The organism is Bradyrhizobium sp. 6(2017) (assembly GCF_011058295.2).
GTDB classification, from domain to species: Bacteria; Pseudomonadota; Alphaproteobacteria; order Rhizobiales; family Xanthobacteraceae; genus Bradyrhizobium; species Bradyrhizobium septentrionale.
The window spans coordinates 7,269,273-7,295,038 of sequence record NZ_CP049289.2; the positions used below are offsets into that span (position 1 = coordinate 7,269,273).

At 65.5% G+C, this 25,766-nt stretch carries 25 protein-coding genes and 1 pseudogene; 13 read left to right on the forward strand and 13 right to left on the reverse strand.

What is annotated here, in order from left to right; all coding sequences use genetic code 11:
- Nucleotides 1-91 precede the first annotated feature (91 nt).
- The 3 genes from G6P99_RS34610 to G6P99_RS34620 all read right to left on the reverse strand — a co-directional run bounded on the left by G6P99_RS34610 (nucleotide 92) and on the right by G6P99_RS34620 (nucleotide 2,902).
- On the reverse strand, nucleotides 92-475 hold the full coding sequence (locus tag G6P99_RS34610; protein ID WP_029078940.1) for a response regulator: 384 nt from the start codon (nucleotides 473-475) through the stop codon (nucleotides 92-94).
- Between the two features lie 112 nt (nucleotides 476-587).
- Entirely contained in the window at nucleotides 588-1,799 is a 1,212-nt protein-coding gene (locus G6P99_RS34615; protein ID WP_029078941.1) for an extensin family protein, read from the reverse strand.
- 758 nt (nucleotides 1,800-2,557) lie between these two features.
- Nucleotides 2,558-2,902: a hypothetical protein gene (locus tag G6P99_RS34620; protein WP_156928412.1), complete on the reverse strand. Its 345-nt coding sequence runs from the start codon at nucleotides 2,900-2,902 to the stop codon at nucleotides 2,558-2,560.
- A 210-nt stretch (nucleotides 2,903-3,112) separates the two neighbouring features.
- Between G6P99_RS34620 and G6P99_RS34625 the strand changes: the two genes are divergently transcribed.
- From G6P99_RS34625 to G6P99_RS34645, 5 genes are all read left to right on the forward strand, one after another.
- The gene (locus tag G6P99_RS34625; protein WP_029078943.1) at nucleotides 3,113-3,817 is read left to right on the forward strand and encodes a DUF2147 domain-containing protein; all 705 of its coding nucleotides are present in this window, start codon (nucleotides 3,113-3,115) and stop codon (nucleotides 3,815-3,817) included.
- Nucleotides 3,818-3,998: 181 nt separating this feature from the next.
- Nucleotides 3,999-5,099, forward strand: coding sequence for a helix-turn-helix domain-containing protein (locus G6P99_RS34630; protein WP_029078944.1), 1,101 nt, complete (start codon nucleotides 3,999-4,001; stop codon nucleotides 5,097-5,099).
- 120 nt (nucleotides 5,100-5,219) lie between these two features.
- Nucleotides 5,220-5,834, forward strand: a complete 615-nt coding sequence (locus G6P99_RS34635) for an inner membrane-spanning protein YciB (RefSeq protein ID WP_029078945.1) — start codon at nucleotides 5,220-5,222, stop codon at nucleotides 5,832-5,834.
- A 156-nt stretch (nucleotides 5,835-5,990) separates the two neighbouring features.
- Nucleotides 5,991-6,317 carry a hypothetical protein gene (locus G6P99_RS34640; protein WP_245284544.1) on the forward strand — a complete coding sequence of 109 codons (327 nt, stop codon included), beginning with the start codon at nucleotides 5,991-5,993 and terminating at the stop codon, nucleotides 6,315-6,317.
- A gap of 158 nt (nucleotides 6,318-6,475) precedes the next feature.
- A complete protein-coding gene (locus tag G6P99_RS34645) occupies nucleotides 6,476-8,008 on the forward strand; it encodes a FecR domain-containing protein (RefSeq protein WP_371261139.1) in 1,533 nt (510 codons plus the stop codon).
- A gap of 69 nt (nucleotides 8,009-8,077) precedes the next feature.
- Here the strand turns inward: G6P99_RS34645 and G6P99_RS34650 are convergent, their stop codons facing one another.
- The 3 genes from G6P99_RS34650 to G6P99_RS34660 form a co-directional block, all read right to left on the reverse strand.
- A complete protein-coding gene (locus G6P99_RS34650) occupies nucleotides 8,078-8,905 on the reverse strand; it encodes a class I SAM-dependent methyltransferase (protein WP_029078948.1) in 828 nt (275 codons plus the stop codon).
- Between the two features lie 115 nt (nucleotides 8,906-9,020).
- Nucleotides 9,021-9,434 carry a hypothetical protein gene (locus G6P99_RS34655; RefSeq protein ID WP_156928413.1) on the reverse strand — a complete coding sequence of 138 codons (414 nt, stop codon included), beginning with the start codon at nucleotides 9,432-9,434 and terminating at the stop codon, nucleotides 9,021-9,023.
- A 79-nt stretch (nucleotides 9,435-9,513) separates the two neighbouring features.
- Nucleotides 9,514-9,819: a nickel-binding protein gene (locus G6P99_RS34660; protein ID WP_029078950.1), complete on the reverse strand. Its 306-nt coding sequence runs from the start codon at nucleotides 9,817-9,819 to the stop codon at nucleotides 9,514-9,516.
- Between the two features lie 172 nt (nucleotides 9,820-9,991).
- Here G6P99_RS34660 and G6P99_RS34665 point away from each other — a divergent pair.
- Together G6P99_RS34665 and G6P99_RS34670 are read left to right on the forward strand one after the other, a co-directional pair.
- A pseudogene (locus G6P99_RS34665) lies at nucleotides 9,992-10,216 on the forward strand (winged helix-turn-helix domain-containing protein); the annotation flags it as partial.
- Nucleotides 10,217-10,405: 189 nt separating this feature from the next.
- Complete coding sequence (locus tag G6P99_RS34670) at nucleotides 10,406-11,818, forward strand: hypothetical protein (protein ID WP_246709902.1); 1,413 nt, start codon at nucleotides 10,406-10,408, stop codon at nucleotides 11,816-11,818.
- Here G6P99_RS34670 and G6P99_RS34675 read toward each other — a convergent pair whose 3' ends face one another.
- Nucleotides 11,819-12,616, reverse strand: coding sequence for an NUDIX hydrolase (locus G6P99_RS34675; protein WP_084518323.1), 798 nt, complete (start codon nucleotides 12,614-12,616; stop codon nucleotides 11,819-11,821).
- Between the two features lie 124 nt (nucleotides 12,617-12,740).
- On the reverse strand, nucleotides 12,741-13,610 hold the full coding sequence (asd, locus tag G6P99_RS34680) for an archaetidylserine decarboxylase (RefSeq protein ID WP_029078952.1): 870 nt from the start codon (nucleotides 13,608-13,610) through the stop codon (nucleotides 12,741-12,743).
- A 34-nt stretch (nucleotides 13,611-13,644) separates the two neighbouring features.
- On the opposite strand from asd, the gene G6P99_RS34685 reads away from it, so the two are divergent.
- On the forward strand, nucleotides 13,645-15,309 hold the full coding sequence (locus G6P99_RS34685) for an aminotransferase class III-fold pyridoxal phosphate-dependent enzyme (RefSeq protein WP_029078953.1): 1,665 nt from the start codon (nucleotides 13,645-13,647) through the stop codon (nucleotides 15,307-15,309).
- Nucleotides 15,310-15,591: 282 nt separating this feature from the next.
- Here G6P99_RS34685 and G6P99_RS34690 read toward each other — a convergent pair whose 3' ends face one another.
- The 3 genes from G6P99_RS34690 to G6P99_RS34700 form a co-directional block, all read right to left on the reverse strand.
- Entirely contained in the window at nucleotides 15,592-16,209 is a 618-nt protein-coding gene (locus tag G6P99_RS34690; RefSeq protein WP_029078954.1) for a hypothetical protein, read from the reverse strand.
- Between the two features lie 247 nt (nucleotides 16,210-16,456).
- Complete coding sequence (locus G6P99_RS34695) at nucleotides 16,457-17,146, reverse strand: class I SAM-dependent methyltransferase (protein WP_029078955.1); 690 nt, start codon at nucleotides 17,144-17,146, stop codon at nucleotides 16,457-16,459.
- 33 nt (nucleotides 17,147-17,179) lie between these two features.
- Nucleotides 17,180-18,235 carry a glycosyltransferase family 4 protein gene (locus G6P99_RS34700; protein ID WP_165125218.1) on the reverse strand — a complete coding sequence of 352 codons (1,056 nt, stop codon included), beginning with the start codon at nucleotides 18,233-18,235 and terminating at the stop codon, nucleotides 17,180-17,182.
- Between the two features lie 138 nt (nucleotides 18,236-18,373).
- On the opposite strand from G6P99_RS34700, the gene G6P99_RS34705 reads away from it, so the two are divergent.
- The 5 genes from G6P99_RS34705 (at nucleotide 18,374) to G6P99_RS34725 (ending at nucleotide 24,656) form a co-directional block, all read left to right on the forward strand.
- On the forward strand, nucleotides 18,374-19,756 hold the full coding sequence (locus G6P99_RS34705) for a TAXI family TRAP transporter solute-binding subunit (RefSeq protein WP_029078957.1): 1,383 nt from the start codon (nucleotides 18,374-18,376) through the stop codon (nucleotides 19,754-19,756).
- Nucleotides 19,757-19,872: 116 nt separating this feature from the next.
- Nucleotides 19,873-20,655, forward strand: a complete 783-nt coding sequence (locus G6P99_RS34710; RefSeq protein WP_035976367.1) for a sulfite exporter TauE/SafE family protein — start codon at nucleotides 19,873-19,875, stop codon at nucleotides 20,653-20,655.
- 186 nt (nucleotides 20,656-20,841) lie between these two features.
- Entirely contained in the window at nucleotides 20,842-21,531 is a 690-nt protein-coding gene (locus G6P99_RS34715; RefSeq protein WP_165125221.1) for a L,D-transpeptidase, read from the forward strand.
- Nucleotides 21,532-21,737: 206 nt separating this feature from the next.
- Nucleotides 21,738-23,306, forward strand: coding sequence for a DUF4403 family protein (locus G6P99_RS34720; protein WP_029078960.1), 1,569 nt, complete (start codon nucleotides 21,738-21,740; stop codon nucleotides 23,304-23,306).
- A 135-nt stretch (nucleotides 23,307-23,441) separates the two neighbouring features.
- The gene (locus tag G6P99_RS34725) at nucleotides 23,442-24,656 is read left to right on the forward strand and encodes an ABC transporter substrate-binding protein (RefSeq protein WP_029078961.1); all 1,215 of its coding nucleotides are present in this window, start codon (nucleotides 23,442-23,444) and stop codon (nucleotides 24,654-24,656) included.
- Between the two features lie 140 nt (nucleotides 24,657-24,796).
- Here the strand turns inward: G6P99_RS34725 and G6P99_RS34730 are convergent, their stop codons facing one another.
- Nucleotides 24,797-25,012: a dodecin family protein gene (locus G6P99_RS34730; RefSeq protein WP_029078962.1), complete on the reverse strand. Its 216-nt coding sequence runs from the start codon at nucleotides 25,010-25,012 to the stop codon at nucleotides 24,797-24,799.
- Nucleotides 25,013-25,204: 192 nt separating this feature from the next.
- Nucleotides 25,205-25,492, reverse strand: coding sequence for a hypothetical protein (locus G6P99_RS34735; RefSeq protein ID WP_165122994.1), 288 nt, complete (start codon nucleotides 25,490-25,492; stop codon nucleotides 25,205-25,207).
- Between the last annotated feature and the right edge of the window lie 274 nt (nucleotides 25,493-25,766).

A 25,766-nucleotide genomic window follows, 5' to 3' on the forward strand; every position in this document is an offset into this window, starting at 1 on the left:
ACCGGTATCCACTTCGCTCGAAGACACTTTAGGAGACACGTTTGCCACGCCCAACGTCCGCATCGCCAATGTTGCGGGAACGATCAATCGCTCAGGCCGGTGCGCCGTTCTTGAGCAGCTTCGTCACGGCCGCGACCAGCTCGTCGGGCGAGAACGGTTTGTTCAGCAGCACGCTGTCCGCCACGCCCCGGGTGGGCCATTCGTCGCCGCCGCCGCCGGTGATGTAGAGCACCGGGAATGACGGATCGATCTCGCGGGCGCCGCGCGCCACGCGCCAGCCGTCGAGCCGGCCAAGCAGGCGGATGTCGGTGACCAGGGCACTGTATTTGGTTCGGAACGCCTTCAGCAGCGTCAGAGCTTCCTCGCCCGAGCCTGCGATCGCCGGCTCATAGCCGCCGTCCCTCAGGGCGTCCTCTACCATCATCTGAAGATCACGATCGTCTTCGATGACGAGAATGATCGGCACGTCTTGCAAAACCTATCCCCCAGTAACCAGCCGGGTGCGCCCGGCTCGCGAGCATACGCAGAAAATAGTGGCTACCGTTTGCACGGCATCCCCAGTAAAAATACGGGTATCAGACGCGTCCCTATTCGTCGGCGAATTCGTCTTCTTCGTTGACCCCCGCTTTACCCCGCGGGACCGGCTTTCTGCCGCCGAGCGATCCTGTGACATAAGGTTCGCGCGTTGCATAGGGGTTACGGCCGCCGGCGCGCGCCGCGACCTCCTCGCCGGAGACGGCGGCCGGCTGGCAGATCAGGCGCCGGCTCGCCCGGCGCATCAGATCCACATGGATGTGGTCGTAGTGATAGACGTTGGAGCCTGGCGCCAGCACGGTGGTGAATTGCTGGCACGCGGCGGCCTGGATGTCGCGCAGGAAGCCCTGCTCTTCCGGCAGGCCCTTCCAGCCATCCTTGACCGAGATGCGGCGGCCGTCGGCGAGCGTGAAGGCTGCGATATCGAGCGCATTGCCGAACGCGTGCTCGGAAATATGCGCGTGCGAATTGCCGTTCATGCCGCGGCAGGAATAGGCCGAGATCTGCTTGATCTCGACGACGCGCGCGCCGAACCAGCGCTGTGCCGCCGGCTGCACGGAATCGGCGAGCCAGCGCTCGAGCACCGAGACGATCGGGCACGCCAACGTCGCCGCCGGCTTCACTGCGACCGGGCCGACCGTCATCACCGGGTTGCCGCCTGACGGACCGAGCCGTGGCGGCGGCGCGCCTGATGGCTGCTGGGAATAAGGCGCCGGCGAGTAAGGCGCGGCCGCGCTGTCGCGCCGCTGATTGGATGGCAGGCCCGGATAATAAGGTCGCTCGCCGCTGGCGTCGGGCGCGCCGTCAGGCGGCAGGTCGATCTCGTCCTGTTGCGGCGGAACGCCGGGCGCCGACAGCGAGACCGGCCCGTTCGGCTGGCTGCCATAGCTCGGCTGGCCGACCGCCTGATCGGAGTATGGCGCCTGCGCGGGCGGCGGGGACTGCCGGTTGATCGGCCAACGCGGCTGGTTGCCGATCGCGGCCGGCGGACGCAGGCTGTCGTCGGCAAATCCGTAAGCCGAACTGGCTTCGCCGAGGGCGCCGACCTTGAGCGGGAACTCGGCGCCGCAGGCACCGGGCCCGGAGATCGGATCGATGCGGACGAGGTCGGCGCTTTCCTTGACCGCGCCGGATTTCAGGCAAGCGGCCTCAGCCTCGGCCCGCCACGGCTCGCGCTCAGCGGTCTGAAACAGACCGCGGCCGCAACCAGCAAGCGACACAAGGACAAGGGAGCCGACGAGATACAAACGAACTCCACGCGTCATGGCGCGGAGGTTCTGCGAATTTGATTAAAGACTCTTCAACGCAATTCGACGCGTTGATTTCAACGCTCCTTAACCATACGTTGGAACCCGGCCGAGCAACTCGCGCGCTGCCGGGATATGTCTCCATCACCAAGTGTAACGAACGACGCCCTTGCCGCCATAGGACGACGTGACGTCGGAGAACTCGCCTTCGAAGGTCAGCAACCGCCCGGAAGGCCCCCCAGGCACTGTCAGGTTCACAGGCCCCCGGAATATATTTGGGGACGCTTCAACGCCTTGATTCGACGCTGTTTTGATCCGGGCGCCGCAATGCGGCATTGCCTGGGAATAGCGGGCCGGACAGCAACGCTGACTTTTTCGGCCAGGAACCGATTGCTAGCTTCAGCGTTAATGCGGGCAGCGTTGTGAACCAAGGGAGCACCCCCAATGGATTTCGCGAGTCCTCTGCTGAGCAAGCTGAGCATTGTGGCCGCGTACATCGCGTTCGCCTTCGTCGGCGCCATCATTCTCGGCGTGTTCTAGGACATTCGGCTCCTGGGACATTCGACTTGGCATTGAGTTCAGCGCCCGGCGGTCGCCCCGCCGGGCGCTTTGCGCTTGGTGACAGCCTCCATCGTCGACCCGTCATCCTGAGGTGCGAGCAGAGCGAGCCTCGAAGGATCGACGGCCACCGGCCGGGCCGTGCATCCTTCGAGACGCGCGCAAGAGCGCGCTCCTCAGGATGACGGTGACAGGGCGCGCGGCACCCCGCCATCCTCTCAAAAATTCGAGCAGCTCGATCCGGTGATGCCGCCGATCGTGAAATCGTGGCAGACCAGACCGGGATTGTCGGGATCGGGATAGCCGTCGTCGCGACGGCGCGGCTCGCGGACGGTTCGGCTGAAGCGCCAGCCGCGGGCGCGCATGCAGCTTTTGTATTGCCGCGACGTCGGCGTGCCGTTCTGCGGTGCGCCGAACTGCGCATCGCAGAATGCGGTGTCGACATGCAGCGCGTTGTCGCCGCGCCGCTGCTTCAGCATGTTGGTGTAGATGTCGTTGCCGGCATGGGCGGCGACGGCGCTGCCGGCGACGAGCAGCAGCGCGACCAGGCTCAAGCGTTTCATGTTTGCCTCCATCGCTTGCGGAAGTGCGTTGACCTCCGTCGGTCGCGCGCGACGAAGCGTCCGGTTCGAAGGCGTTCAATTACAAATTGGACAGCTGCAAAGTCAGGAGCGCGGCTCGCCCTACGTGACATCGATCACGGAAGCCGGCGCCGGCAGCGCGTAGCGTCCGGATCAATCGAACCCCGCCGCCCAACGCCCACGGAGACTGTCATGAAGACGTTCGTTGCGATCGCCGCGCTGCTGATGGCCACCACATCAGCCCATGCCCGCGGCTCCGGCATCACCTTCCAGATCGACGGCCAGCGCATCCATGTCGAGGCGCCGCGCAATTGCAGCGCGCTGTCCTGCATCCGCATCTCGGCGCCGGGCTATAGCGGCACGATTGGCAACATCAACCTCAAGGGTCTTGGCTCGAAGTCAAACGATGATGACGATGTGGCGTCGTCGGAGGCGCCGCCTGCAGCGCCACCACCTGCGCCCGCTCCCGCGCCTGCGCCGGTGCAGGCCGCCGCGCCGCAGCCGGTGCCGGCCGCGCCGGTTGCAACGGTGGTCGCGCCTTCAGCGCCTGCACCGGCCCCGGTCGCGGCACAGCCGGCACCGCAACCCGCTCCCATTGCCGCCGCCCCGACACCAACCGGACCGGTCGGCGTCTGGGTCACCGAAGAGAACAAGGGCAATGTCCGCGTCGAAGCATGCGGCGCCAATCTGTGCGGCTATTCGGTGAAGACCAACGAACGCATCCTGATCAACATGAAGCCCGACGGCAGCAAATGGAGCGGCCGCATCCACGATCCCGACTCCGGCCGCGACTACGACTCGACGATCGCGATGAAGGGCTCGAATGCGATGCGCGTGCAGGGCTGCGCCTTCGGCGGCATGTTCTGCGGCGGCCAGACCTGGAAGCGGGTCAGCTAGGCCGTCGCAATTCGAGATCCCTCCAGTGTCCGCTGCCGCGCAACCGGCTGGCGGACATCGGATTTTGAACATCCGCCCTGACGCTTTATCGCGGCTCGTACCCATCCCTTCATGCGGATCGCCTGAAGCGCTATAAGAACAGCATTGTCGAGGGTGAATTTGAACCTGCGGGCGGCTTACGATGGCGTTGACGGCTCTTGAGCTCGGTCTCCGGGGAGCAGTGGTCGCACTGTTCCTGGTGGTTTGCGCGGTGCTGCTGCTGCGCTACGCGGCGGTCAATCGCACCGCAAGCCTCGGCGCCGCGATGGGCGCGGCCGGCGCGGCCTATGCGATTTCGACCGCACCATTCTTTCCCGCAGCGTCATTCGGCTGGAGCTCGCCGTTCATCGCCTTCGCCATGGGCTCTCCGGTGATCTTCTGGCTGTGGGCTCGCGCGATATTCGACGAGCAGTTCGTGTTGCGGCCCTGGCACGCTGCCATATGGACGCTCCTCGCCGGCCTAGGCGTTGTCAGCCACAATTGCTGGACGATCTGGCCCGATGTCGCCAAGACGTGCGGCCGCATGCTCGCGCTGGCGACGATCGCCTTCGCCGTGCTCGGGGTCACGCAAATTCCGAAGGGCTGGCGCACCGCCGTGACGACGGCGCGCGGCCGGCTGTTGATCGCGCTGGTGATCGGCGTCGGTCTGCAGATGGTGCTCGCCGCCGCGGCAGGGCTGGCGGCAATTCCGACGCGGTCGATCAGCCTGAGCGCCGCGCTCGGCCTGGCTACATTCGCGCTGATGTCGATCTGGATGATGCTGTTCGATCCGCCCGTCGGCGAGCCGGCCGCGGCCGGCACCGGCGGCCAGGCTGGCCGGGCGTCCGGATCGTTCGAGCCCGATGGCCCGTCACCCCAGGACCGCGCGTCGCTCAATCGCCTCAGCCACCTGATGACGACCGAGCGCGCCTACCGGCAGGAAGGGCTGACCATCGGCCTGTTGGCGGCGCGGCTCGGCATGCCGGAATACCGGCTGCGCACGCTGATCAATGAGGGACTCGGCCACCGGAATTTCAACGCCTTCCTCAACCGCTATCGGCTCGACGAGGCCAAGGCGGCGCTCGCCGATACCAGCCAGGCCGAGGTGCCGGTGCTGACGATTGCGCTCGATGCCGGGTTCCAGTCGCTGGCGCCGTTCAACCGCGCCTTCAAGGCGGACACCGGGCTGACGCCATCAGAGTTTCGCCGGCAGGCGGCTGCCGCGCAAACCGCTGATACGGCGGAAATTGCCCGCTCGGAGTGAGAATTCGCTCCTCGATTTCAGAAATCGATAGGCCTGCAGCACCACAATCTGCCTCACTGGTGCCGACGCATGCACCGCTTGTGCGGCGGCGCGACACGGCAAGCGGAGTTTCAACGCCCGATGAAGCACTTCCTCAACGCGGCCAGGCTATTGGCCCTCGACCTGGCGTCGACCCTGGTCTTTCTTGTTCTGTTCCTGCTGACCCACAACACCGCGCTCGCGGTCGGCCTCGGCATCGCGTTCGGCGTTGGACAGATCGGCATCCAGCTCATGCGCGGGAAGCGGATCGACACCATGGAGTGGCTGAGCCTGTTCCTGGTCGTCGCCGCCGGCTCCGCGACCCTGCTCACCCATGACCCGCGCTTCGTGCTGTTCAAGCCGAGCATCATCTACGCGATCGTCGGCGTCGTGATGCTGAAGCCGGGCTGGCTCAATCGTTATCTGCCCAAGATCGCGCAGACCGTCGTGCCCGATGTCGCCGTCATGGTCGGCTATGCCTGGGCGGGCCTGATGTTCGTCTCCGCCGCCGTGAACGCCTTCGTCGCGCTGACCTGCGAGATCACGACATGGGCGATCGTGATGCCGATCTATGGCATCGTGAGCAAGATCGTGGTGTTCCTCGGCGGCTTTGCCGCGATGCGCTTCACCGCCAGGCGCCGCATCCGCGCCATGCCGGAGGCACAGCGCGAGGCCGTGCTCACGCTCGAGGGAGCTCCGGCGACGGCGACGCCGTAGCCGCCGACGTACCCCGTCCGGGGCGTGGTGGACGAAACAATCGGGCGCGCGACGAAACGATTTTGCGGTACTGACGAAGAATTGCTGAAACCGGGCCTCCGTAGTCATGCGCCCGGCAACGCGCTGCTTCGGCGCGATCACCACAAGGGGGACATCATGGCTTTCACCGCTTCCGCGCTCCGTCATGGCAAATTGCTGGCGGCAACCGCGTTCACGTTCGGTCTGTTGACCTCGGCGTCCTATGCCTACACCGACGAGCAGCAGCAGATGTGCACCGGCGACGCGATGCGGCTGTGCAGCTCCGAGATCCCCGACGTCGATCGCGTCACCGCCTGCATGGTCCGCCAGCGTGCGCTGCTCAGCGACGGCTGCAAGGCGGTTTTCCACTACGTGCCGCCGGCAGCGGCCCCGCAGCCCGCGAGCTACACGCCTGCGACCAAGCCGGCGAAACCACTCAACATCACCCCTCACAAGCGCGGCTAACCAAACCCCGACTGCGACCAAGCACCGTGCTTCCCGCGAGGGAGCGCGGTGCTTGATCGTTGCGGCCTGCCATGACAACAAGGCGGGACCGTTCATTCGGCATTCAGCCGGACGCGGCTCAATTGCGAGCCCCAAGTGCCTCCCGGGAATCGATGGTGATGCGCCGCACCTTCCTCTTCGCGCTTCTGCTTGGCATCGGCGCCACGATCGGTTGGCATACAACGGCCGATGCCGCGCCCGACCTGATGCAGCTTGCGCAAGCACAGCCGGCGCCTTCGCCGGCGCCGAGCGCGACACCCGCTACGCCTGCGCCCGCAACACCTGCTCCGGCCGCGACGCCGCAGGCCACAGCGCCCGAGCCGATCGGCAACGTCGCGACGCTGACCGGCACCGCCACGGTCATCCGCAACAACGCGACGACGCCGCTGCAGATCCGCGACGACATCTTTGCCAATGACGAGGTCGCGACATCGGCGACCTCCTCGCTCGGCATCACCTTCAACGACGGCACCACTTTCAACCTGCGCGCCAACGCCAGGATCGCGATCGACAATTACGTCTATGAGGACGGCGGCCAGCAGAACAGCGCGCTGTTCAACGTCGGCAAGGGAACGGCGGCCTTCGTCGCCGCCGCGGTCGCCAGGACCGGCGACATGAAGATCTCGACGCCGACCGCGACACTCGGCATCCGCGGCACCACCGGCCTTGTCGAGGTGCCCGAAGGCGCGACCGCGACCAGCAACAATGTCGGCATCAAGCTCTATCCCGACGCCGACGGGCATGTCGGCCGCATCGAGGTCAATGACCGCAGCGGCGCCTCGCTCGGCGTGCTGACGCGCGGCGCGAGCGGCTTTGCGATTCGTCCAGGCAGCGGCGGCGCCCGCTTCGCCGCGGTGCCGCTGACGATCTCGCCGCAGCAGATGACGCGCGACCAGGGCTTCGTGCGCCAGGTCCACAGCGCGCAGACGCTGGGTCGTCAGGTGGTGTCCGAGCAGCGCGACTTCCGCCGCGCCAATCCCGACTTCCGCAGGGCCAATCCGGCCGCGCCCTATCCGAACCGCGGCCAGCCGGTGCAGCCGAACCTTCAGCGCCAGAACGGCCTGCCGGGCCAGAACCGCAACGCTCCGCAACAGCCGGGTCAGCAAAACCGTCCGGGCCAGCAGCAGCCCGGCCAGCCGAACCGTCCGGGCCAGCCGCAGCAACCGGGCACGCCCGGCCGGCAGGGCTCGCAGCAGCCGGGCACGCAGCAGCAAGGCGGCGCGCAGCACGCGCTGCCCGGCCAACCCGGCGGCGCGACGCTGCCGCACGCGCCCGGTGTCCAGACGCCGGCCGGACAACAGCCTGCGCGCCAAGAACCTGCACGCCAAGGCGGCGCGACGCAGCCCGGTGGACAACAGTCGCCTGCACGTCAGGGCGGCCTGCAGCCCGGTCGCACAGTGGCGCCGGGCGGCGTGCGCCAGCCCGGACAACCGGCGGCTCAGCCGGGTCAGCCAGGCGTGCCGCGACAAGGCACGGCGCAGCCGGTGCCGCCGGCACCCGGCCAGATCCGCCCCGGAATCCAGCAGGCCGCACCGGGCATCCGCCCCGGCATGCAACGGCCCGCACTGCAGCCACGCCCCGGCTTCGTGCAACGGCGCGCACCGCCGCCGCCGCGCGCGGCAAAGCCGCCGCCCAAGGACAAGCGCCAGTAGAAGAACGAATGTGGCGCCGGCGAAAAACGCCGGCGCCACGCTCCGATCGAAAAAGCAGCAAGCGGCAGATCAGCCCCGCCTGGTGATCACGGCCTCCAGATATTCACTGGGGATGACCAGCGTCCCGTCCTTCGCGACATTGAACTGGTCCATCAGGCGGAACATGTCGGCGGCGAGCAATTGCTGCTTGACGGCATCTATCGCTCCGAATGCTTTCAGTACCGGACCGTAATAAGTGCGGAAGATCTCGAGGAAATGCTCGCGCGACCTGTAACGGAAATTGAAGTGCCTGCGCGTGGCCTCAACCGTCGCCTGGGGACCGAACAAGGCGACGAGATGGGCTTCGGTGCCCCATAGCGCGGGAGATTTCACGCCCGGGGCCGGCGGCACATATTTGCCGATGGTCTTGAACACCTGGCCGATGAAACCCTCCGGCGTCCAGCTCGCAAGGCCGATCTTGCCGCCGATGCGACAGACGCGGCGCAGCTCATTCGCGGCCTGCTGCTGGTCGGCGGTGAACATGACACCGAATGTCGACAGCACGACGTCGAAGCTCGCATCGGCAAACGGCAGCTTCTCCGCGTCCGCTTCCTGGAACGTGACGGGCAGCCGTTCTGCGGCCGCGCGCTCGCGGCCGCGCTCGAGCAACGCTCCAACGTAATCGGTCGAGACCACGTCGGCAAAGCGCCGCGCGGCCGCCAGCGTCGCATTGCCGTTGCCGGCGGCGACGTCGAGCACCATTTGATTGCTGCGCAGGTCGACTGCCTCGCAGAGCGTTTCACCGACGATCTGAAGCGTGGTGCCGACGATGGCGTAGTCCCCCGAGCTCCAGGTGGCTTGCTGGCGTGCCTTGACGGCGGCGAGATCGACAGCGGGCATTTCGGTCTGAACGTTCATGTGAATCTCCTTTGAGTATGAGGTGCGGCTTCCGGCGAGACCGCAGCCTCGCCGGAAGTCCGTAAGTCGCGTTGAAATGCGTAGTGCAGTGCAATTGGCCCTGCGGTGCGGCGGACTACGTGCGACGGTCGAGAAAGACCGTGATGGTCGATGCGGCAGCAATGCTCCAATCAGAGCGATGGCTGCAGCCGTGCTTGCTACGCTGAGGCCAGACGACGGCCTGCTGCACTGGAGCTGCACGATGCTCCAGAACGACAGGCTCCTCCGCTCTGGTGAACACGGGTGAAGACAAACCGGCGATCACCAGCCCGAGAAGCCCGCTTCGAATGATCGGCCGAGCGCAGCGGTCGCCGGCGCCCTTCGACCGCCGGCTGCCGGGCTCGCGCGGCATCAGGCCGCTGACTTGCCGCTCGCGGTTTGCAAGCATGCCTGCGACCAATTGATTGACGATCCGGCGGATGCGCAAAAGCAGGATGGAAAAATGCCTACGTACCGGACTTGACACGGACTCCATGAATGAAATCGACATAATCGTTTCCTTGATCAAATAGTGATGGCGTCCCGGATAATCGATTGGCCGGGATACGCCATGCGACGCCCCCCAGGCGTCACTCGGCTGCAATGGGCGGTTGGACCGGATCACCACGCACCACCACGGTTGTCGCGACCTTGTAGAATTCTTCGCCCGGCATGCCGACGCAGCGCGCATGCTCCCGGATCGAGTCGCCGTCGCGCGCCTCGTAGATGCAGAATGTGCCAATGCGACCATCTGCCTCATGCACCACGTAGCTACGGATCCAGCGGACGCGGTCCGGCATCTGCTGATCGCCGATCCTGGCGGAGGTTGCGCCGGCAAGCTCCAGCTCGCTCATGTTTGCCCAGGCGCTCGGACGGCGAATGACATAGAGTTCCATCGAAATCTCCTCAGTTGCGAGTGTTGAACAGCAGGCCTGGCTCCGATGATCGCGAGCCGTGAGAGATGTATAGGCGCCGTCGACGCTGACTGTCCTTACCGCGGCCTGATCATTGTCTGATCTTTGCCTGATCTTTGCCTGAACCTTTTCCGCCGAGCCCGCACACATAGACATGGCCTTCGGATTTGGACTGTTCGAGCTTGATGAAGCTGGCCGCGTCCTGCTGTGCGCGCGGCATGAGGTCCCATTGCAGCCGCGTGTGTTCGATTTGCTGGTTTACCTTGTTCGGCACCGCGACCGCGTCATCTCCAAGGAAGAACTGCTTGAAGCCATCTGGCCGGATGTGACGGTCACGGACAACTCGCTGCAGCGCGCGGTGAGTTCGTTGCGCGCCGCGCTGCGCAAGGGTGGCATGGACGGAGCGATCCGAAATCTCCCAGGCAAGGGATATCGGTTCTTTCACGATTCCGAGATCAAGCAGCCGGTACCTGCTGCGCACAATTCAGACGGCACAATCGGTGCAATCGGAGCAATCGGTCTCGCCCGACGCGCAGCGGCCGGACAATTATGGCTGCAGGCGGCAACCTTGTTTCAGAGCGCCGATGAAGACGGCGCGCTCAGCGCCGAAGATCTGCACGATTGGGCGCTCGCGCTGCAATGCCTCGGCAGAGCCGCGGCAGCTATCCCTGTTCTGGTTCGCGCGGTCGGCGCAAAGAGCAAGGCGGGCGACGCTGCCGGGGCAGCGGTCGACGCGATCGCGCTCTCGGGTTTGCATTTCGAGAGCGGTCAAGCCGCGATCGGAAAAGGCTGGCTCGCACGCGCGGAAGACTGGACCGCAACGCTCGACGATCCTCCGACGACGGCCCTGCTGCTATGGATGAAGTCGAAACTGGCTGCCTTCGATGGCGAGCCGGAACAGGCACTCGCGTTGGCCGACGCTGCCTACGCTGCCGTCAGATACAAGGATGCACTCAACATCGAAGCTCTGAGCCTCGCCTATCGCGGCTTCTATCGGCTATGCCTCGGCGACACCCATGGCGGACTGGCCGATCAGGACCACGCCGCCGCGGTCGCACTGTCCAGCAACAATCTGGACCCGATCATGGGCGGCAACCTCTACTGCAACATTCTCTGGGCAGCCCGGATGTTCGGAGATTGGGCACGGGCCGACCAGTGGACACGGAGCTACCAGAGTTTCTGTTCGAGCAGCGGCATGGAACTGACGGGTTCATGCCAGCTGCATCGCTCCGAGGTGCTCGGCGTCAGGGGCTCGCTCGACGAGGCGCTGGCTCGGATTCAGGACGCGCTCGCGCGCCTGACCAGCGATGCGCCGTGGTCGATGGGCGATGCCAACCGGGTGCTTGGCGACATTCTGTCTGCGATCGGCAATGATGACGCAGCGCTTGAAGCCTATGACAAGGCCTACACGCTGGGCTGGTGCCCGGAGCCGGGCCGCGCGATGTTGCTGCTCGCAAGAGGCGAAGCGGAAGCCGCGCATGCGAGCCTCGAACGGAGCCTGATCGGCAAGACCTGGTGGACCCTGCAGCGGCGGGGAATCCTGCTCGCGCATCTGGCGCTGGTTGCGGCACACACGAATCGGGCCGGTCAGGCCAAGGCATTGATCTGCGAACTTTCGGGAAGTCCGGATCGCTGGCCGATGCCCTCGATCCGCGCGCTCACCAACGAAGCGCAGGCGATCCTCGCGCTGTCCCGGCAGGATCACGAAAAAGCCATGCGGCATCTCCATCTCGCCCGCCAGCTCTGGTCGAGCATCGACGGACGGGTCCAGATCGTGCGGCTGAGGCTTCAGATCTGCAGGCTCCAGCTGGAGCACGGCGACATTCGCGGCGCCATGGCCGAGGTTCATGCGGCACAGCTCGTGGCACGTGAATTGGGTTCGCCCAAGCTCAGCAGCGACTGCATGGCCTTGCAGCGTGAGATTGACGGCTGGCAGCCAGCCGCGGCTCCGGCTGTACGACGTCAGGGCATCGGCCGCTGATCAGGCCGCGCGGCGCAGCCAGTCGCGCACGCGTTCGATCAAGTTCTTGCGCGGCCTGGGCTGGACGGTCATCGCACCCGGCGCGATGTCGCGCAGGGATGACGACGGCGCTTCGGATGCGGTCGCCTCCGCGACATGCTCCGCCTCGACCACGTCGCCAGCCTCCGCAGCGCTGCGGTCCGGCGCCATCGCCGGCGTGTCGCCTTCGCTCTCAGCCAACGCCGTCGGTTCGATGGCCGGCATCTCCGCCAGCACGGGCGCATCAGCGACGTCAGGCGGGTTGACGGCGTCCTGCTCCTCGATGACCGGCGGCCCCATCGCCGCGCGGCTGCGCCGCCGCTCCGCGGCCGCAGCGCGTGCCAGCGCCCGCCGCTCACGCTCGGCATCCGCTGCGGCCTGCAGCGCGATCGGTCCGACATTTTCCAGGAACGCACGCTCATAGCCGCGCGACAGACGCTCGAGCGCCGCATCGAGCGGCAGCCAGTCGACCTCCCTGATGTCGCTCATCAGCGCGCGCACCGGCTTGCCGCCGGCTTCCATGCGCCAGTAATGCACCACCTTGGAACGGCCGCCGGAATCATAGACCAGCGTGCCGAGGAATTCGTGCACGTCGACGTCGTGGCCGGTTTCCTCCAGCACCTCGCGTTCGGCGGCATCGCGCGGCGTCTCACCGTCGTCGAGCTTGCCCTTCGGCAGCACCCACTCATTGCGCTTGCGCAGGCGCACGACGGCAAAGCGCGGCGGTGTCTCCCGCCGCAGCACAATGCCTCCCGCCGCCAGCACCGGCGTCCGCGCCATCTCGTGTCCCAAAGTTTGCGATTTGAGATCGTCGCACGACGATCCCCGCTATTCTAAAGCATGATCCGGAAAAGTGGAAACCGGTTTTCATGCTCAAAAAATGACGCGTCGGGCAAAAAAGCGATCACATCGCAGGCTTTCGCAGCAGCGGCTCGCCGCATTTGATCCGCGCTCCCTCCGCGACGTTGTCGCAGAATTCGAAATTGCCGGGCGCGAGCACGATGATGGTCGAGCCGTGCTCGAACCAGCCGAGCTCATCGCCCTTCTTGACATGTTCGTCGCAGGGGAAATCCACCGGACCCCGCGACTGCGCGTTCAGCGTGATGTCGAGGAAATGCAGGCGGAGGCTCGCCACCAGGATGGCGGCGACCGGAACCAGCGTCAGCGCCTCGCCGGTCGCAAGCTTCCCGCGCAGCACCGCGCGCTCGTTCTTGCAGAACAATCGCTCGATCCGCTTCAGCGCGATCGGATTGACGTTCCAGACGTCGCCATGAATGAACGTCACCTTGTCGATCGCAAGGTCATAGGGCGCGTGGAAGCGGTGATACATGCTCGAGGTCAGCCGCAGCGTGACGAAGCGGCCGTTCCTGTGCTGCTCGACCAGCGCGGGATCGCCGAGCAGATCGAGCAGCGAATAGGGCGCGCCCTTGACCTGGAACAATTGGGTGTCCTCGATCCGCCCGTGCGCCCCGACGATTGCATCCGACGGGCTCGCGATGACGGCGGGATCGGCCGCGGCCGGTCGCAGGCCGGGCTTCAGCTCGCGGGTGAAGCAGTCGTGCAGGCTCTTGAACTCGGTCTTCTTGGCCTCCGACAGATCGAGGTCGGAGAACAGCTTCCAGCAGGCGATCGAGGCGTCGCGCACCAAGGGGTTCTCGACCTTGGAGAACCAGCCCATGAAGCGGGTCAGCGCCGCCCGCGGAATCCGGTTGGTGAGCAGGAAATTGAGGTCCTCCTGCTGGGTGAATGCCGAGATCAGGCCCTTGACTGTCATGAATTTGTTAGGTGCCGAGGCTAGCGCTTCTGTCATGGAAACATCCCTTCCGATTCTCTCGCTGTCCGCCGCCGCGCTCGCCGGCGCCGCCGCAGCTTTCCCCAAAGTCAAAGCCCGGCTTGCCCTGTCGCGCGCCAAGCACCGCTCGCTGACCGGGCATTCCAAGATGTCCAAGATGGTGGCGCGCCTGGTCCCGCACTACGAATTCGACATCGACGCGTTCTTCCGCTCCGACGGCGCGCCCGCCGACGTCGCGATGCAGCGCCAGGACGGCTTCTTCCGGCTCGCCGGGGTGTACCAGGACCGCTACCCCAAGGGCCGCGCGCTCACCGCCGAGGTGACGGAGCGCATCTCCGATCTGCAGTTCACCGAGACCTACCGCGTGCCGTTCCCGTACAGCCGCCTGGTGCGCGAGCATCTCAGCACCTCGGCCTTCGTGCAGGCCTCCAGCGGCGTCACCGTGACCGATCTCGACGGCAATCAGTTCTACGACCTGACCGGTTCCTACGGCGTCAACATCTTCGGTAACGACTTCTACAAGGAGTGCATCACCGAGGGAGAGAAGCGGGCGCACGCGCTCGGTCCGGTGCTCGGCCCCTACCACCCGATCATCGCCGACAACGTCAAGCGGCTGTGCGAGATCTCCGGCCTCGACGAGGTCTCGTTCCACATGTCCGGCACCGAGGCCGTGATGCAGGCCGTGAGACTCGCGCGCTACCACACCAAGCGGACGCATCTCGTTCGCTTCGCCGGCGCCTATCACGGCTGGTGGGGCGAGGTGCAGCCCGGCGTCGGCAATCCGGTGTCGCCGCACGAGACCTTCACGCTCGCCGACATGTCGGAGAAGACGCTGCACGTGCTGAGGACGCGCAAGGACATTGCCTGCGTGCTGGTCAACCCGCTGCAGGCGCTGCATCCGAATGCCAACGCGCCCGGCGATTCCGCGCTGGTCGACAGTTCGCGCTCCTCCCGATACGACCGCGCCGCCTACACCGAGTGGCTGAAACAGCTGCGCGAGGTCTGCACCGAGCGCGGCATCGTGCTGATCTTCGACGAGGTGTTCGTCGGCTTCCGCCTCGCCGCCGGCGGCGCCCAGGAATATTTCGGCGTCAAGGCCGACATGGCGACCTACGGCAAGAGCCTCGCCGGCGGCCTCCCCGTCGGCGTGGTTTGCGGCCGCAAGGATCTGATGCGGCGCTTCCGCGACGACCGTCCGGCCGACATCTGCTTTGCCCGCGGGACCTTCAACTCGCATCCCTATGTGATGACGGCGATGGACGAGTTCTTGAGCCGGCTCGCCAGCCCGAACTTCCGCTCGATCTACAACGGGCTGGACGAGACCTGGAACGGCCGCGCGACGGCGCTCAACGACCGCCTTGCCGCTCAGGGCCTGCCGGTTCGCGTCGGCAACATCTCGTCGATCTGGACCGTCTATTACACCGAGCCGTCCCGCTACAACTGGATGCTGCAATACTATCTGCGGGCCGAGGGGCTGGCGCTGAGCTGGGTCGGCACCGGCCGCCTGATCTTCAGCCTGAACTACACCGACGCCGATTTCTCCGAGGTTGCCGACCGCTTCGTCGCGGCAGCCGAGAAGATGAAGCGTGACGGCTGGTGGTGGCACAAGGAAGGCCTCACCAACAAGAACATCAAGCGGCAGATCCTGAAAGAGATGGTCGCCGTGAAGTTCGGCCGCTGAGGCCTTATCGGCCCTGACGCTTCCACGGGCTCCCCTCACCTCTCCCGCTTGCGGGGGAGGTCGTAGCGCATCGCGAGATGCGCTACGGGTGGGGGCTCTCTCCCCACAAAGATTATCGCAAGCGGTGACACCCCCACCCCAACCCTCCCCCGCAAGCGGGAGAGGGAGCGCAGTCCCGTTGTATTGAGCGGTTCGGCCTGATCGGTTCACAGGTGTCCCAAGACGTAGATGCCCGGGACAAGCCCGGGCATGACGCATTTCGGAAAGATGAGGGATCAACGATCAGGCGTGCTTGACGTGCTTCTCGAGGCCCGGATCGATCAGCTCGCCCTTCATCAGGAACAGCGGCGCCTTGTGATAGAGCTTCAGGTCGTTGAAGGGGTCGGTGACGATCTTGGTCATCCAGACGAGGCCGGTCTCGATATCGCGGATGAAGAACAGATGGACAGTGCGGAACAGGAGGCCGCCGATGCCGACGAAGAGCCAGACCTTGGCCACTTGGCGGGTGAAGTCGCCCATCGTGACCCAGGGCTTGAACAGCCCGAACAGGGTCGGATCGAAATACAGCACCATCGGCGACAGTGCCCAGATCGCCATCAGCACGACCTTGCGCTGCAGGTTGTAGCCGACCTTGATGTCTTCCTTGTGCTCGTGGGTGGCCTGGTTGACGTGGTCATAGCCCTTCGGCTCGAAGAAGAAGTGACCGGCCTGGCGTGAGGTCATCGAGACCAGCCAGCCGACCAGCGCCGACACCACCGGATCGAAGAACAGCATCACATAGGCGAACAGGAAGCTCAGCGCGCTGACGAAGTGCAGGCTCTGGTTGATCCGGCTGTGATGATAGAAGCGGTGGTCATCCCAGCGCTGGGTACGGAGCTCTTGCAGGAAGTTCTTGATCATTGGTTCCCCCAACATCTTTCGGGACTGGATTTACAGGGATTCGATGTAGCGCGTGTGACATCATCATAATGACATATGACAATGCGGAGCGACGCCTTGACGCAACTTGAGAAGGGTCTCGCCTCATCCCGAACAGGTTCACGGGGATGAGGCGAAAGATATCGCGGCCTCCCGGTTGAGGGTGCGCCGTGCGCACCCTCAACCGGCAGGATCGAGGCTTGGCCCGCCTGGGCCGCCTCAGGCCCTATCAGGCGGCCTTGGCCACATCCGCCTTGCGGAAGCGGACCAGCGAGAAGTGGCCGAGCGGCGGGATCAGGCGGCGTTCCGCGAGCTCCATGCCGCGCGCGCCGGCGAGCCACTTGGTGTAGCGCGACCAGGCGAATTCGGCGGTCCGGAACCCGAGCGGGCGCACCACCGGCTGCAGCTTCTGCTCGATGAAGCGGCGGACGCCGGCATCGGCGCTGACCCGGGTCAGGATGATCAGCTCGCCGCCCGGACGCACCACGCGGGCGAACTCGTCGAGCGCGGCTTCCGGGTTCGGCACCGCCGACAGCACGTACTGCGCCATCACCACGTCGAACGAATTGTCGGGGAATTCGAGCTTCTCGGCGTCCATCACCGCGAGGCCCTCGACATTCTTCAGGCCCTGCTCGGCAACCCGCTTCCTGGCCTTGTCCAGCATCGCTTCCGAGATGTCGGTGCCGAAGATGCGGACGTTCTGGCTATAGAGCGGCAGCGAGATGCCGGTGCCGACACCGACCTCGAGCACGCGGCCACCGATCTTGTTGGTGGCCTGGATCGCAGCCTGCCGGCCCTTGCTGAACACGCCGCCAAACACGAGGTCGTAGATCGGTGCCCAGCGGTCATAGGCCTGCTCGACCGTCTCGCGGTCGAAGTCCATGGAACGGTCGGCACCCAGCTTGATGATTTCAGCCATAGATAGTTTCTCGTCTCTCGTTCGGTTGAGCTGTTAATTCGGAACCGCACTGCGGCCGGCAACGCGGCGGGCGGGCCGCGGCGCGCGGCTCGGCTGCAACGTGGCCAGATTGCCGATGAACTGACGCGCACTGTTTTCCCAGGAACGCTCCAACGCAAAATTGCGGCAGTCGGCGCGCGACATCGTCAGCGCACGCAGGCAGGCGGCGCGCAGGTCGTTGTCGATCGCGCCGATCGGATGGTCCGCGATGACGTCCTTCGGGCCGGTGACCGGGAACGCCGCGACCGGCGTGCCGCAGGCCAGCGCCTCGAGCTGCACGACGCCGAAGGTGTCGGTCAGGCTCGGGAACACGAAGACGTCGGCGGCGGCGAGGTGCGAGGTCAGATCCTGGCCCTTCTTCTCGCCGAGGAAGATCGCGTCGGGATATTTCTGCTGCAATGCCGCGCGTTGCGGACCGTCGCCGACCACGACCTTGGAGCCCGGCAGGTCGAGCGACAGGAAGGCGTCGAGATTCTTCTCCACCGCGACGCGACCCATGGTCATGAAGATCGGCCGCGGCAGATCGAGGGTGGCCGGCTGGTCCGGATTGAATATCCTGGTGTCGACGCCGCGGGTCCAGAAGCCGAGCCTGCGGAAGCCGCGTTCGGCAAGCTCTGATCGCAGCGAGTCGGTCGCGACCATCGTCATCGATCCGGCAGCGTGGAAATGCCGCAGCACCGCATAGCCGACGCTGTCGGGAATGCCGGTGCGCACCGAAACATATTCCGGAAAGCGCGTGGTGTAGGAGGTGGTGAAGGCGAGCTTGTTGCGCTGGCAATAGCCGCGCACCGCCCAGCCGATCGGCCCTTCGGTCGCGATATGGATCGCCTCGGGTGCCGCCTCCTCGATCCGGCGCGCGATCTCGCGGCGGTTCGGCAGCGCCATCTGCAGGCCCGGATAGGTCGGCACGCCGACCGAGCGGAAACCGTCGGGGGTTAAGAATTCGATGTCGGCGCCGAGCCCGGCTGCGCTGCGCGCAAGCGACGTCAGCGTCCGGACCACGCCGTTAACTTGTGGATGCCAGGCATCGGTCGCAACGAGAATGCGCATCGCAGGAGATCCAAATCGTTAATCTTGATTCTGCTCGCACGACGTTCTGACATGGATGTTTCAAACGTATGACGTCATCGAAATGTTAGGTTGTTTTTCGCGGCAAACCGCCGCTTTTTCGTGTATCGTGACAGTGAGATGTCAGAGCAGAGTGAAAATCCCGGCACCACGCGCCGCAGGCTCCGGCGGCGAAACTCGTCGCTCTTGATCCTTGCGACCGGCATGCTTTTGTTCGGCCTCGCCGCCGGCGCGCTGTTCTATGGGCTGCGTCCGGTGACGCTCTCGATCGCGGTCGGCCCGACCGGCAGCGAGGACGTCAAGCTGATCCAGGGCTTCGCACAGGCCTTTACGCACGACGCGAGCGCGGTGCGGCTGAAGCCGGTCACGACGCAGGGCTCCGCCGAAAGCATCGCGCTGTTCACCGCTAACAAGGTCGACCTCGCGGTGGTCCGCGGCGATCTCGATTTGCCTGCGAGCGCCGAGTCGGTTGCGATCCTGCGCAAGAACGTCGTCGTGCTGTGGGCGCCCTCGGGCGGCAAGGGCAAGCGGCGATCCGCGAAGATCAAGAGCATCGACGATCTCGCCGGACACAAGGTCGGCGTGGTCGGCAGCACCCCGGCCAATGTCACGCTGCTGCGCGTGATCCTGACCGAGTCCGGCGTCAACCCCGACAAGGTCGCGGTCGGCCAGTTCAAGACCAGCCAGATCGCCGACCTCGCGCGCGATCCCTCGCTCGACGCCTACATGACGGTCGGCCCGCTCGACAGCAAGATCACGTCGGATGCGATCACCGCGACGGCGGCCACGCGCGGCGAGCCGGTATTCCTCCCGATCGATGTCTCGGAAGCCATTGCGCAGAAGCATCCGCGCTACGAATCCGAGGAGATCGCCGGCAGTATCTTCTCGTCGTCGCCGGCGCGACCGGAAGACAAGGTCGAGACTGTCGGCGTCAATCACCTCATCATCGCGCAGCATCGGCTTGACGACGCCACGGTCGGCGCGCTCGACCGGCAATTGTTCACGCTGCGGCTCCAGGTCGCGCGCGATCTGCCGGCGGCCTCCAAGATCGAGAAGCCCGACACCGACAAGGATGCCGCGCTGCCGGCTCATCAGGGCGCGGCGGCCTATATCGACGGCACCGAGCGCACCTTCCTCGAAAAATACTCCGACTACATCTGGGGCGGCATCCTGCTGATCTCCGGCCTCGGCTCGGCCGGCGCCTGGCTGCGCCACTACATGAAACGCGAGGAGCGCGAGCACTACATCACCCATCGCGACAATCTGCTGACGCTGATCTCGCGGGTGCGCGGCGCCGAGACGACGGAGGAGCTCGCGGCGATGCAGAGCGATGCGGACGCGCTGTTGCGCGAGGCGCTCGATTGCTATGACGACGGCGCGATCGAGGAAGGCGATCTCTCGGTGATCGGACTGACGCTCGAGCAATTCCACCACGCCGTCACCGACCGCCGCGCCGCGATCAACGGTGACCGGCCGGGCCTGCCGAGGATGCGCGCCGGCTAGGCGCGCGCACGCCGATTGCACCGAGAGCAATGTGCACCGAGAGCAATGTTTGGATTGCGCGTGCATGCGCGCGTGGCCATGTTGAGTGCGACCACAACACTCCGCACGACACCATGATGATCGCCTCCGCCATGACAGACATGCCCGCGCCGTTCGTGCTCGCGGTCGCGCTGGCTGGAGTGTTCCTGATCGCCTTCATGAAGGGCGCGTTCGGCGGCGGCTTTGCCATCGTCGGCATCCCGCTGCTCTCGCTGGCGATGGATCCGATCGCGGCGGGCGCGCTGCTGGCGCCGCTGTTTGTCGTCATGGACATCACGGCGCTGCGATTCTGGCGCCCCAACACCTGGTCGCGCACAGACCTCGCGATGCTGCTGCCGGCGCTCGTGATCGGCATCGGCATCGGCTATTTCGTGTTGCGCGATCTTGACCGGCATGCCGTCGAGATCGTGATGGGGCTGGTGACGCTGGTGTTCGCCGCGCTGTGGTTTCTCGGCGGCGGCGAGATCAAGCCGCGCCCGCGCTCGACGATCAAGGCGACCTTCGCCGGCCTGTCCTCCGGCGTCACCACGATGGTGGCGCATTCGGGCGGACCGCCGCTGGCGATCTATTTGCTGCCGCTCGGCATGTCGAAGACGCTTTACGCCGGCACCACCAGCCTGTTCTTCACGGTCGGCAACCTGCTGAAGGCCGGTCCGTGGCTCGTGCTCGCCACGCCCTCGCGCGGCCTGTGGATCCTGATGGCGCTTTGCGTGCCGGCCGTGCCGGTCGGCGTCTGGGCCGGTTGGCGGTTGCACGAACGCCTCGACCAGCGCGCGCTCTACCGCGCCTGCTACGCCATTCTGGTCATCACCGCGGCCAAGCTGCTGTGGGACGGATTGGCCGGATACGTCCACCCCTGAGGTCTTGCCGTCCCTCCCGGCAACCCGCCCTTAACCGCTCGACGAAACACGGACGAAACAAATCCCTAACGGCACGAAACCATTTTGGCGATTTCGTGCAAACGTCCTGAAACGCCTGATCTGTACTTGTTTGACCCAACGACGCGCCGGAACTGGCGCGCAGGGCGCAAACAACAGGGGTCGACAATGTTCAATTCCATCAAGCTGAACGCACGTCTCGCTGCCGCCGCCTTCGGTGCGCTGGCGATCGGTACCGTCGCTTTCTCGAATTCCGCCGCGGCCGCGCCGCTGCCGATCTTCCCGTTCATCCTGACGCCGCCGACCCAGGCGGTGCAGCCGCCGGTGCAGTCGATGCCGCAGGCGCAGGAGGAAGACCGTTCGGTTGAATTGCCTGCCCGGCTGCGCCGCCAGGTCGTCACCTATTCGACCCGTGAGGCGCCGGGCACCATCATCATCGATACCCCGAACACCTATCTCTACCTCGTGCTCGGCAATGGCCAGGCCATGCGCTACGGCATCGGTATCGGCCGCGACGGTTTCACCTGGTCGGGTACCCAGACCATCACCAAGAAGTCGGAATGGCCGGATTGGACCCCGCCCCCGGAAATGATCGCCCGCCAGCCCTATCTGCCGCGCCACATGGCCGGCGGCCCCGGCAACCCGCTCGGCGCCCGCGCCATGTATCTCGGCGACACCATCTATCGCATCCACGGCACCAACGCGCCGGAGACGATCGGCACCCGCGTCTCCTCGGGCTGCCTGCGCCTGACCAATGCAGATGTCTCCGACCTCTATTCGCGGGTCAGCGTTGGCACCAAGGTGATCGTGCTGCCGATGACCGACCGCCGCGCCGACCTCGGCTCAGCCACCCGCTAAGCCGGACATATCGAGACATCGACAACGGCCCCGGTGCCACGCCGGGGCCGTTGTCCCGTTCATAATCGTTAACCTCCGTGGCGATCGCTTGGCGATCTCTGGCCGCGACCTGCTTCCGCCCCCGAACCAGCTTGATCCGGCCACACTGGCGCCCTGCTCGGGGGGCCTGTACAACCCCGGTCAAGTTCATTTCTACCGGGGGGATGATGCGTCTACCGATGCATCCAAGGACGATAGCGCTCGGGATCACGGTGGTGCTGATCTCGTTCGTGATCAGCCTTAAGGCGATGGATTGGCTGGCGCCGAGCGCCACCGTGCCGTCGCCGCAGCTCACGCAACTGCCGCCGCTGCCGCAAGCGCCGCGCTCCTCGACGGTCGTGGCGCAAGTCTCGGTCGCGCTGTCGGCGATCCGCGACGCCGCCGAACGCGGCGCGCCGAAGACCTTTGGCGGCAAGGCCGACAATCCGGTGCAGCAGATCCTGCAAAATGCCGATATCAGCTGGACGGCATCGCGCGGGCCGATCGCGGCGACCGGCGCGCAGGACGTGCTGACGCTGACGACCCCGATCAGCGGAACGCTCAAGGTCACCGGTTCGCTGTCGGCGCAGGCGACCGGCGCGGTCAGCAACGCCCTCGGCAGCCTGCTCGGCGGCAATGTCGCCAAGCAGATCGGCGCGGTGAACATCAAGAACGTCAACGCCAACGCCGAGATCAAGGGCAGCGTCACCCTGACCTCGCGGCCGAAGCTCGGTGCGTCCTGGCGGATCGAGCCGAACCTGCAGGCGCAGGTCAATCTCGGCGACACCAGCCTGTCGGCCGCCGGCGTGCGCATCAGCGTGCCGGCCCAGGTCAAGCCGGTGATCGACAAGGCGGTCGCCGACCAGATTTCCGTGGTCGAGGCGAAATTGCAGAACAACCCGGTGTTCCAGAACAGCGCCCGCGCGCAATGGACCAAGGCCTGCCGCTCGATCCCGCTGCAGGGCACCGGCGGCACGTCGTCGATGCCGCCGATGTGGCTCGAGCTGAAGCCGATCCGCGCGATCGCCGCGCAGCCGAAGGTCGATGCGTCCTCGATGATCCTGACGATGGGGATCGAGGCCGAGACGCGGATCACGGAGACGCAGACCACCCCGAACTGCCCGTTCCCGGAAAAACTCTCGATCGTGCCGCCGATGCCGAGCCAGGTCGCGGTCGGCCTGCCGGTCGACCTGTCCTTCACCACGCTGACCCAGCTGGTCGAGGCGCAGCTCAAGGGCAAGACCTTCCCCGAGGACGGTTCCGGCCCGGTCGACGTGACCGTCAAGAGCGCGAGCATCGCCGCCTCCGGCGACCGGCTGTTGATCTCGCTCCTGGTGCACGCCAAGGAAAAGACTAGCTGGTTCGGCCTTGGCGCTGAGGCGACCGTGTACATCTGGGGCCGGCCACGGCTCGACCAGCAGGCGCAGACATTGCGGCTGGCCGACGTCGAACTGGCGGTCGAATCCGAGGCCGCGTTCGGCCTGCTCGGCGCCGCCGCGCGCGCGGCGATCCCGCACATGCAGCAGGCCCTTGCCGACCGCCTGGTCGTCGACCTGCAACCGTTCGCGAGCAACGCGCAGCGCAAGATCGCCGCCGCGATCGCCGATCTGCAGAAGAACGAGGAAGGCATCCGCGTCGACGCCGAGGTCAACAGCATCCGGCTCGCCGGCATCGAGTTCGATTCGAAGACGATCCGGGTGATCGTCGAAACCGACGGTACCATCAAGGCCGCCGTCACCGCGCTCCCGGCGCTGTAAGGACGCGGATTCGGCTGTTCCGCCCGTCCGCCATGCCCAGAAAGTCGTCTTTGCGACAGGTTGCCGCACCGGATAGAAGGTGCCCGTGGAAGCAACCCCAAAAGTAACCTCCAACGAAAAAACGGGAGAAACACGATGAAATCGCTCTTGGCCGCAGCAGCGGCCGGCCTCGCACTGGCGGCCTCCGGCACCGCGGCCAACGCCCAGATCTCCGACGACGTCGTCAAGATCGGCGTCCTCACCGACATGTCGAGCCTCTACGCGGACGCCACCGGCAAGGGCTCGGTCGCCGCCGTCGAGATGGCGGTCGCCGATTACGGCGGCAAGGTGAAGGGCAAGCCCGTGCAGGTGGTCGTCGCCGATCACCAGAACAAGCCCGACGTCGGCGTCAACATCGCGCGCAACTGGTATGACAATGACAAGGTCGACGCGATCTTCGACGTGCCGACCTCCTCGGTCGCGCTGCCGATCTCGGCGCTGACGCGCGAGAAGAACAAGATCCACATCAATTCCGGCGGCGGCTCCTCCGACATCACCGGCACCGCCTGCTCGCCCAACACGGTGCACTGGACCTACGACACCTACGCGCTGTCGAACGTCGCCGGCAAGGCGATGGTCAAGCGCGGCGAGGACACCTGGTTCTTCGTCACCGCCGACTACGCCTTCGGCATGGCGTTGGAGCGCGATGCCGCCAATGTCGTGAAGGAGACCGGCGGTAAGGTGCTGGGCGACGTGCGGCATCCGCTCAACTCGTCGGATTTCTCGTCGTTCCTGCTGCAAGCACAGGCGTCGAAGGCAAAGGTCGTGGCGCTGGCGAATGCCGGCGGCGACACCACCAACGCGCTGAAGCAGGCTTCCGAGTTCGGCCTGACCCAGGGCGGCCAGAAGATGATCGCGCTGCTGCAGGAGATCACCGACACGCACTCGCTTGGCATCAAGGCCACCCAAGGCCTGATCGTCACCGACGCCTTCTACTGGGACATGAACGACGAGACCCGCGCCTTCTCGAAGCGCTTCAACGAGAAGGTCGGCCACATGCCGACCATGATCCAGGCCGGCCTCTACTCGGCGACCATGCATTACCTGAAGGCGATCGAGGCAATCGGCACCGACGAGGCGCCGAAGGTGATGGCCCAAATGCGCGCCACGCCGGTCAACGACTTCTTCGCCAAGAACGGCCATATCCGTATCGACGGCCGCATGGTGCACGACATGTACCTGTTCGAGGTCAAGAAGCCCGAGGAATCCAAGGGCGAGTGGGACCTCTACAAGCTGATCGCCACCGTGCCCGGCGACGAAGCCTTCCGCCCGCTCGACAAGGGCGGCTGCCCCCTGGTGAAGTCGAACTAGAGCGTTTTCGAGCGAAGTGGACGCCGGTTCACGTGAAGAAAACGCGTCAATACAACAAGCTAGAGCTTCGGTTCTGATTCAAATCAGAACCGAAGCTCTAGACGCCATCGCGAATTCGTGGGGAGCGGCTTTGCGAGCGCTTACGAACCTTCGAACTTGAATGAGACTTTCAACTTGGCACGGTAAGCTTCGACCTTGCCTGCGGCGTCCAGTTGCAGATCGAGCTGGACGACCTCGGCGACGCGCAAATCGCGCAGGGACTCTCCGGCCCTGCTGACCGCCGCTGTGGCGGCCTTTTCCCAGGAGTCCTTGCTGGTACCGATCAGCTCGATAACCTTGTAGACGCTCTCAGCCATGTCGTCCTCCCGTTGCTGTCAGACAGGACGCAAACGCTCCTGCCGCGACCAGCCTAACATCGGGATTTCCGGGCTGATAGGATGCGCCGCACCAATCAGCGTGCAGGGCGGCGCGCCGGCACCGTGCAGAACTTCGACCACGCGATCACCGGGACCGCGCAATCGATCCGCTTCGCTTTGAAAGCGCTAGCTCTATCGGCCTGCACGATGCGAACCGTGGCGCGGCGCGTGAACGATGCCGATGCCGCTCTCCTGGGCCTGAAGCGCCTGCAGCACTGCGGGCGGCTCCAGCACCAGTTTTGCCGCCGGCGTCGGCGCGCCGTTATTGAGCACGTCCCGATAGGGATAGAGCGCCTGGTAGGCGGCCGGCTCGGAGATTGCAGCCTGGGCCGAGGCCGCCGTCGCCGTGACGGCCGACAGCGCCAGGGCCAGGGCGATGGTTTTGAACGTGATTCCGACGTGGGAAATCCTGGTGGTCATGGTAACGCTCCCGCGATTTGCATCGCATACGATTAAGTCGCTCGCGATTTATAAAGGCACGGCGCGGCCGGCTTTCAAGTATCCCGATTTAATCGGATGCGATTTATTCGGGCGCGGGGTTTCAAATATCCGTGTGATCCCAAAGGACCTGCGTAACCCGCAAGGCTGGGCTGATCGAGCGGCGCGGCTCGCACGTCCGGTGCCACCGGCAAACGCCGTTCTGGAGAAGCTCAAACCGCGTGCGCCCCGTGTTTCGACCGGGTCAACGGCGAGG

Excerpts from the sequence above, each read along its gene's own strand:
- G6P99_RS34615 (WP_029078941.1), bottom strand. The coding sequence starts at position 1,799 with ATGACGCGTGGAGTTCGTTTGTATCTCGTCGGCTCCCTTGTCCTTGTG.
- G6P99_RS34620 (WP_156928412.1), bottom strand. The coding sequence starts at position 2,902 with ATGAAACGCTTGAGCCTGGTCGCGCTGCTGCTCGTCGCCGGCAGCGCC.
- G6P99_RS34625 (WP_029078943.1), top strand. The coding sequence starts at position 3,113 with ATGAAGACGTTCGTTGCGATCGCCGCGCTGCTGATGGCCACCACATCA.
- G6P99_RS34630 (WP_029078944.1), top strand. The coding sequence starts at position 3,999 with ATGGCGTTGACGGCTCTTGAGCTCGGTCTCCGGGGAGCAGTGGTCGCA.
- G6P99_RS34635 (WP_029078945.1), top strand. The coding sequence starts at position 5,220 with ATGAAGCACTTCCTCAACGCGGCCAGGCTATTGGCCCTCGACCTGGCG.
- G6P99_RS34640 (WP_245284544.1), top strand. The coding sequence starts at position 5,991 with ATGGCTTTCACCGCTTCCGCGCTCCGTCATGGCAAATTGCTGGCGGCA.
- G6P99_RS34645 (WP_371261139.1), top strand. The coding sequence starts at position 6,476 with ATGCGCCGCACCTTCCTCTTCGCGCTTCTGCTTGGCATCGGCGCCACG.
- G6P99_RS34650 (WP_029078948.1), bottom strand. The coding sequence starts at position 8,905 with ATGAACGTTCAGACCGAAATGCCCGCTGTCGATCTCGCCGCCGTCAAG.
- G6P99_RS34655 (WP_156928413.1), bottom strand. The coding sequence starts at position 9,434 with ATGTCGATTTCATTCATGGAGTCCGTGTCAAGTCCGGTACGTAGGCAT.
- G6P99_RS34660 (WP_029078950.1), bottom strand. The coding sequence starts at position 9,819 with ATGGAACTCTATGTCATTCGCCGTCCGAGCGCCTGGGCAAACATGAGC.
- G6P99_RS34675 (WP_084518323.1), bottom strand. The coding sequence starts at position 12,616 with ATGGCGCGGACGCCGGTGCTGGCGGCGGGAGGCATTGTGCTGCGGCGG.
- asd (WP_029078952.1), bottom strand. The coding sequence starts at position 13,610 with ATGACAGTCAAGGGCCTGATCTCGGCATTCACCCAGCAGGAGGACCTC.
- G6P99_RS34685 (WP_029078953.1), top strand. The coding sequence starts at position 13,645 with ATGGAAACATCCCTTCCGATTCTCTCGCTGTCCGCCGCCGCGCTCGCC.
- G6P99_RS34690 (WP_029078954.1), bottom strand. The coding sequence starts at position 16,209 with ATGATCAAGAACTTCCTGCAAGAGCTCCGTACCCAGCGCTGGGATGAC.
- G6P99_RS34695 (WP_029078955.1), bottom strand. The coding sequence starts at position 17,146 with ATGGCTGAAATCATCAAGCTGGGTGCCGACCGTTCCATGGACTTCGAC.
- G6P99_RS34700 (WP_165125218.1), bottom strand. The coding sequence starts at position 18,235 with ATGCGCATTCTCGTTGCGACCGATGCCTGGCATCCACAAGTTAACGGC.
- G6P99_RS34705 (WP_029078957.1), top strand. The coding sequence starts at position 18,374 with ATGTCAGAGCAGAGTGAAAATCCCGGCACCACGCGCCGCAGGCTCCGG.
- G6P99_RS34710 (WP_035976367.1), top strand. The coding sequence starts at position 19,873 with ATGATCGCCTCCGCCATGACAGACATGCCCGCGCCGTTCGTGCTCGCG.
- G6P99_RS34715 (WP_165125221.1), top strand. The coding sequence starts at position 20,842 with ATGTTCAATTCCATCAAGCTGAACGCACGTCTCGCTGCCGCCGCCTTC.
- G6P99_RS34720 (WP_029078960.1), top strand. The coding sequence starts at position 21,738 with ATGCGTCTACCGATGCATCCAAGGACGATAGCGCTCGGGATCACGGTG.
- G6P99_RS34725 (WP_029078961.1), top strand. The coding sequence starts at position 23,442 with ATGAAATCGCTCTTGGCCGCAGCAGCGGCCGGCCTCGCACTGGCGGCC.
- G6P99_RS34730 (WP_029078962.1), bottom strand. The coding sequence starts at position 25,012 with ATGGCTGAGAGCGTCTACAAGGTTATCGAGCTGATCGGTACCAGCAAG.
- G6P99_RS34735 (WP_165122994.1), bottom strand. The coding sequence starts at position 25,492 with ATGACCACCAGGATTTCCCACGTCGGAATCACGTTCAAAACCATCGCC.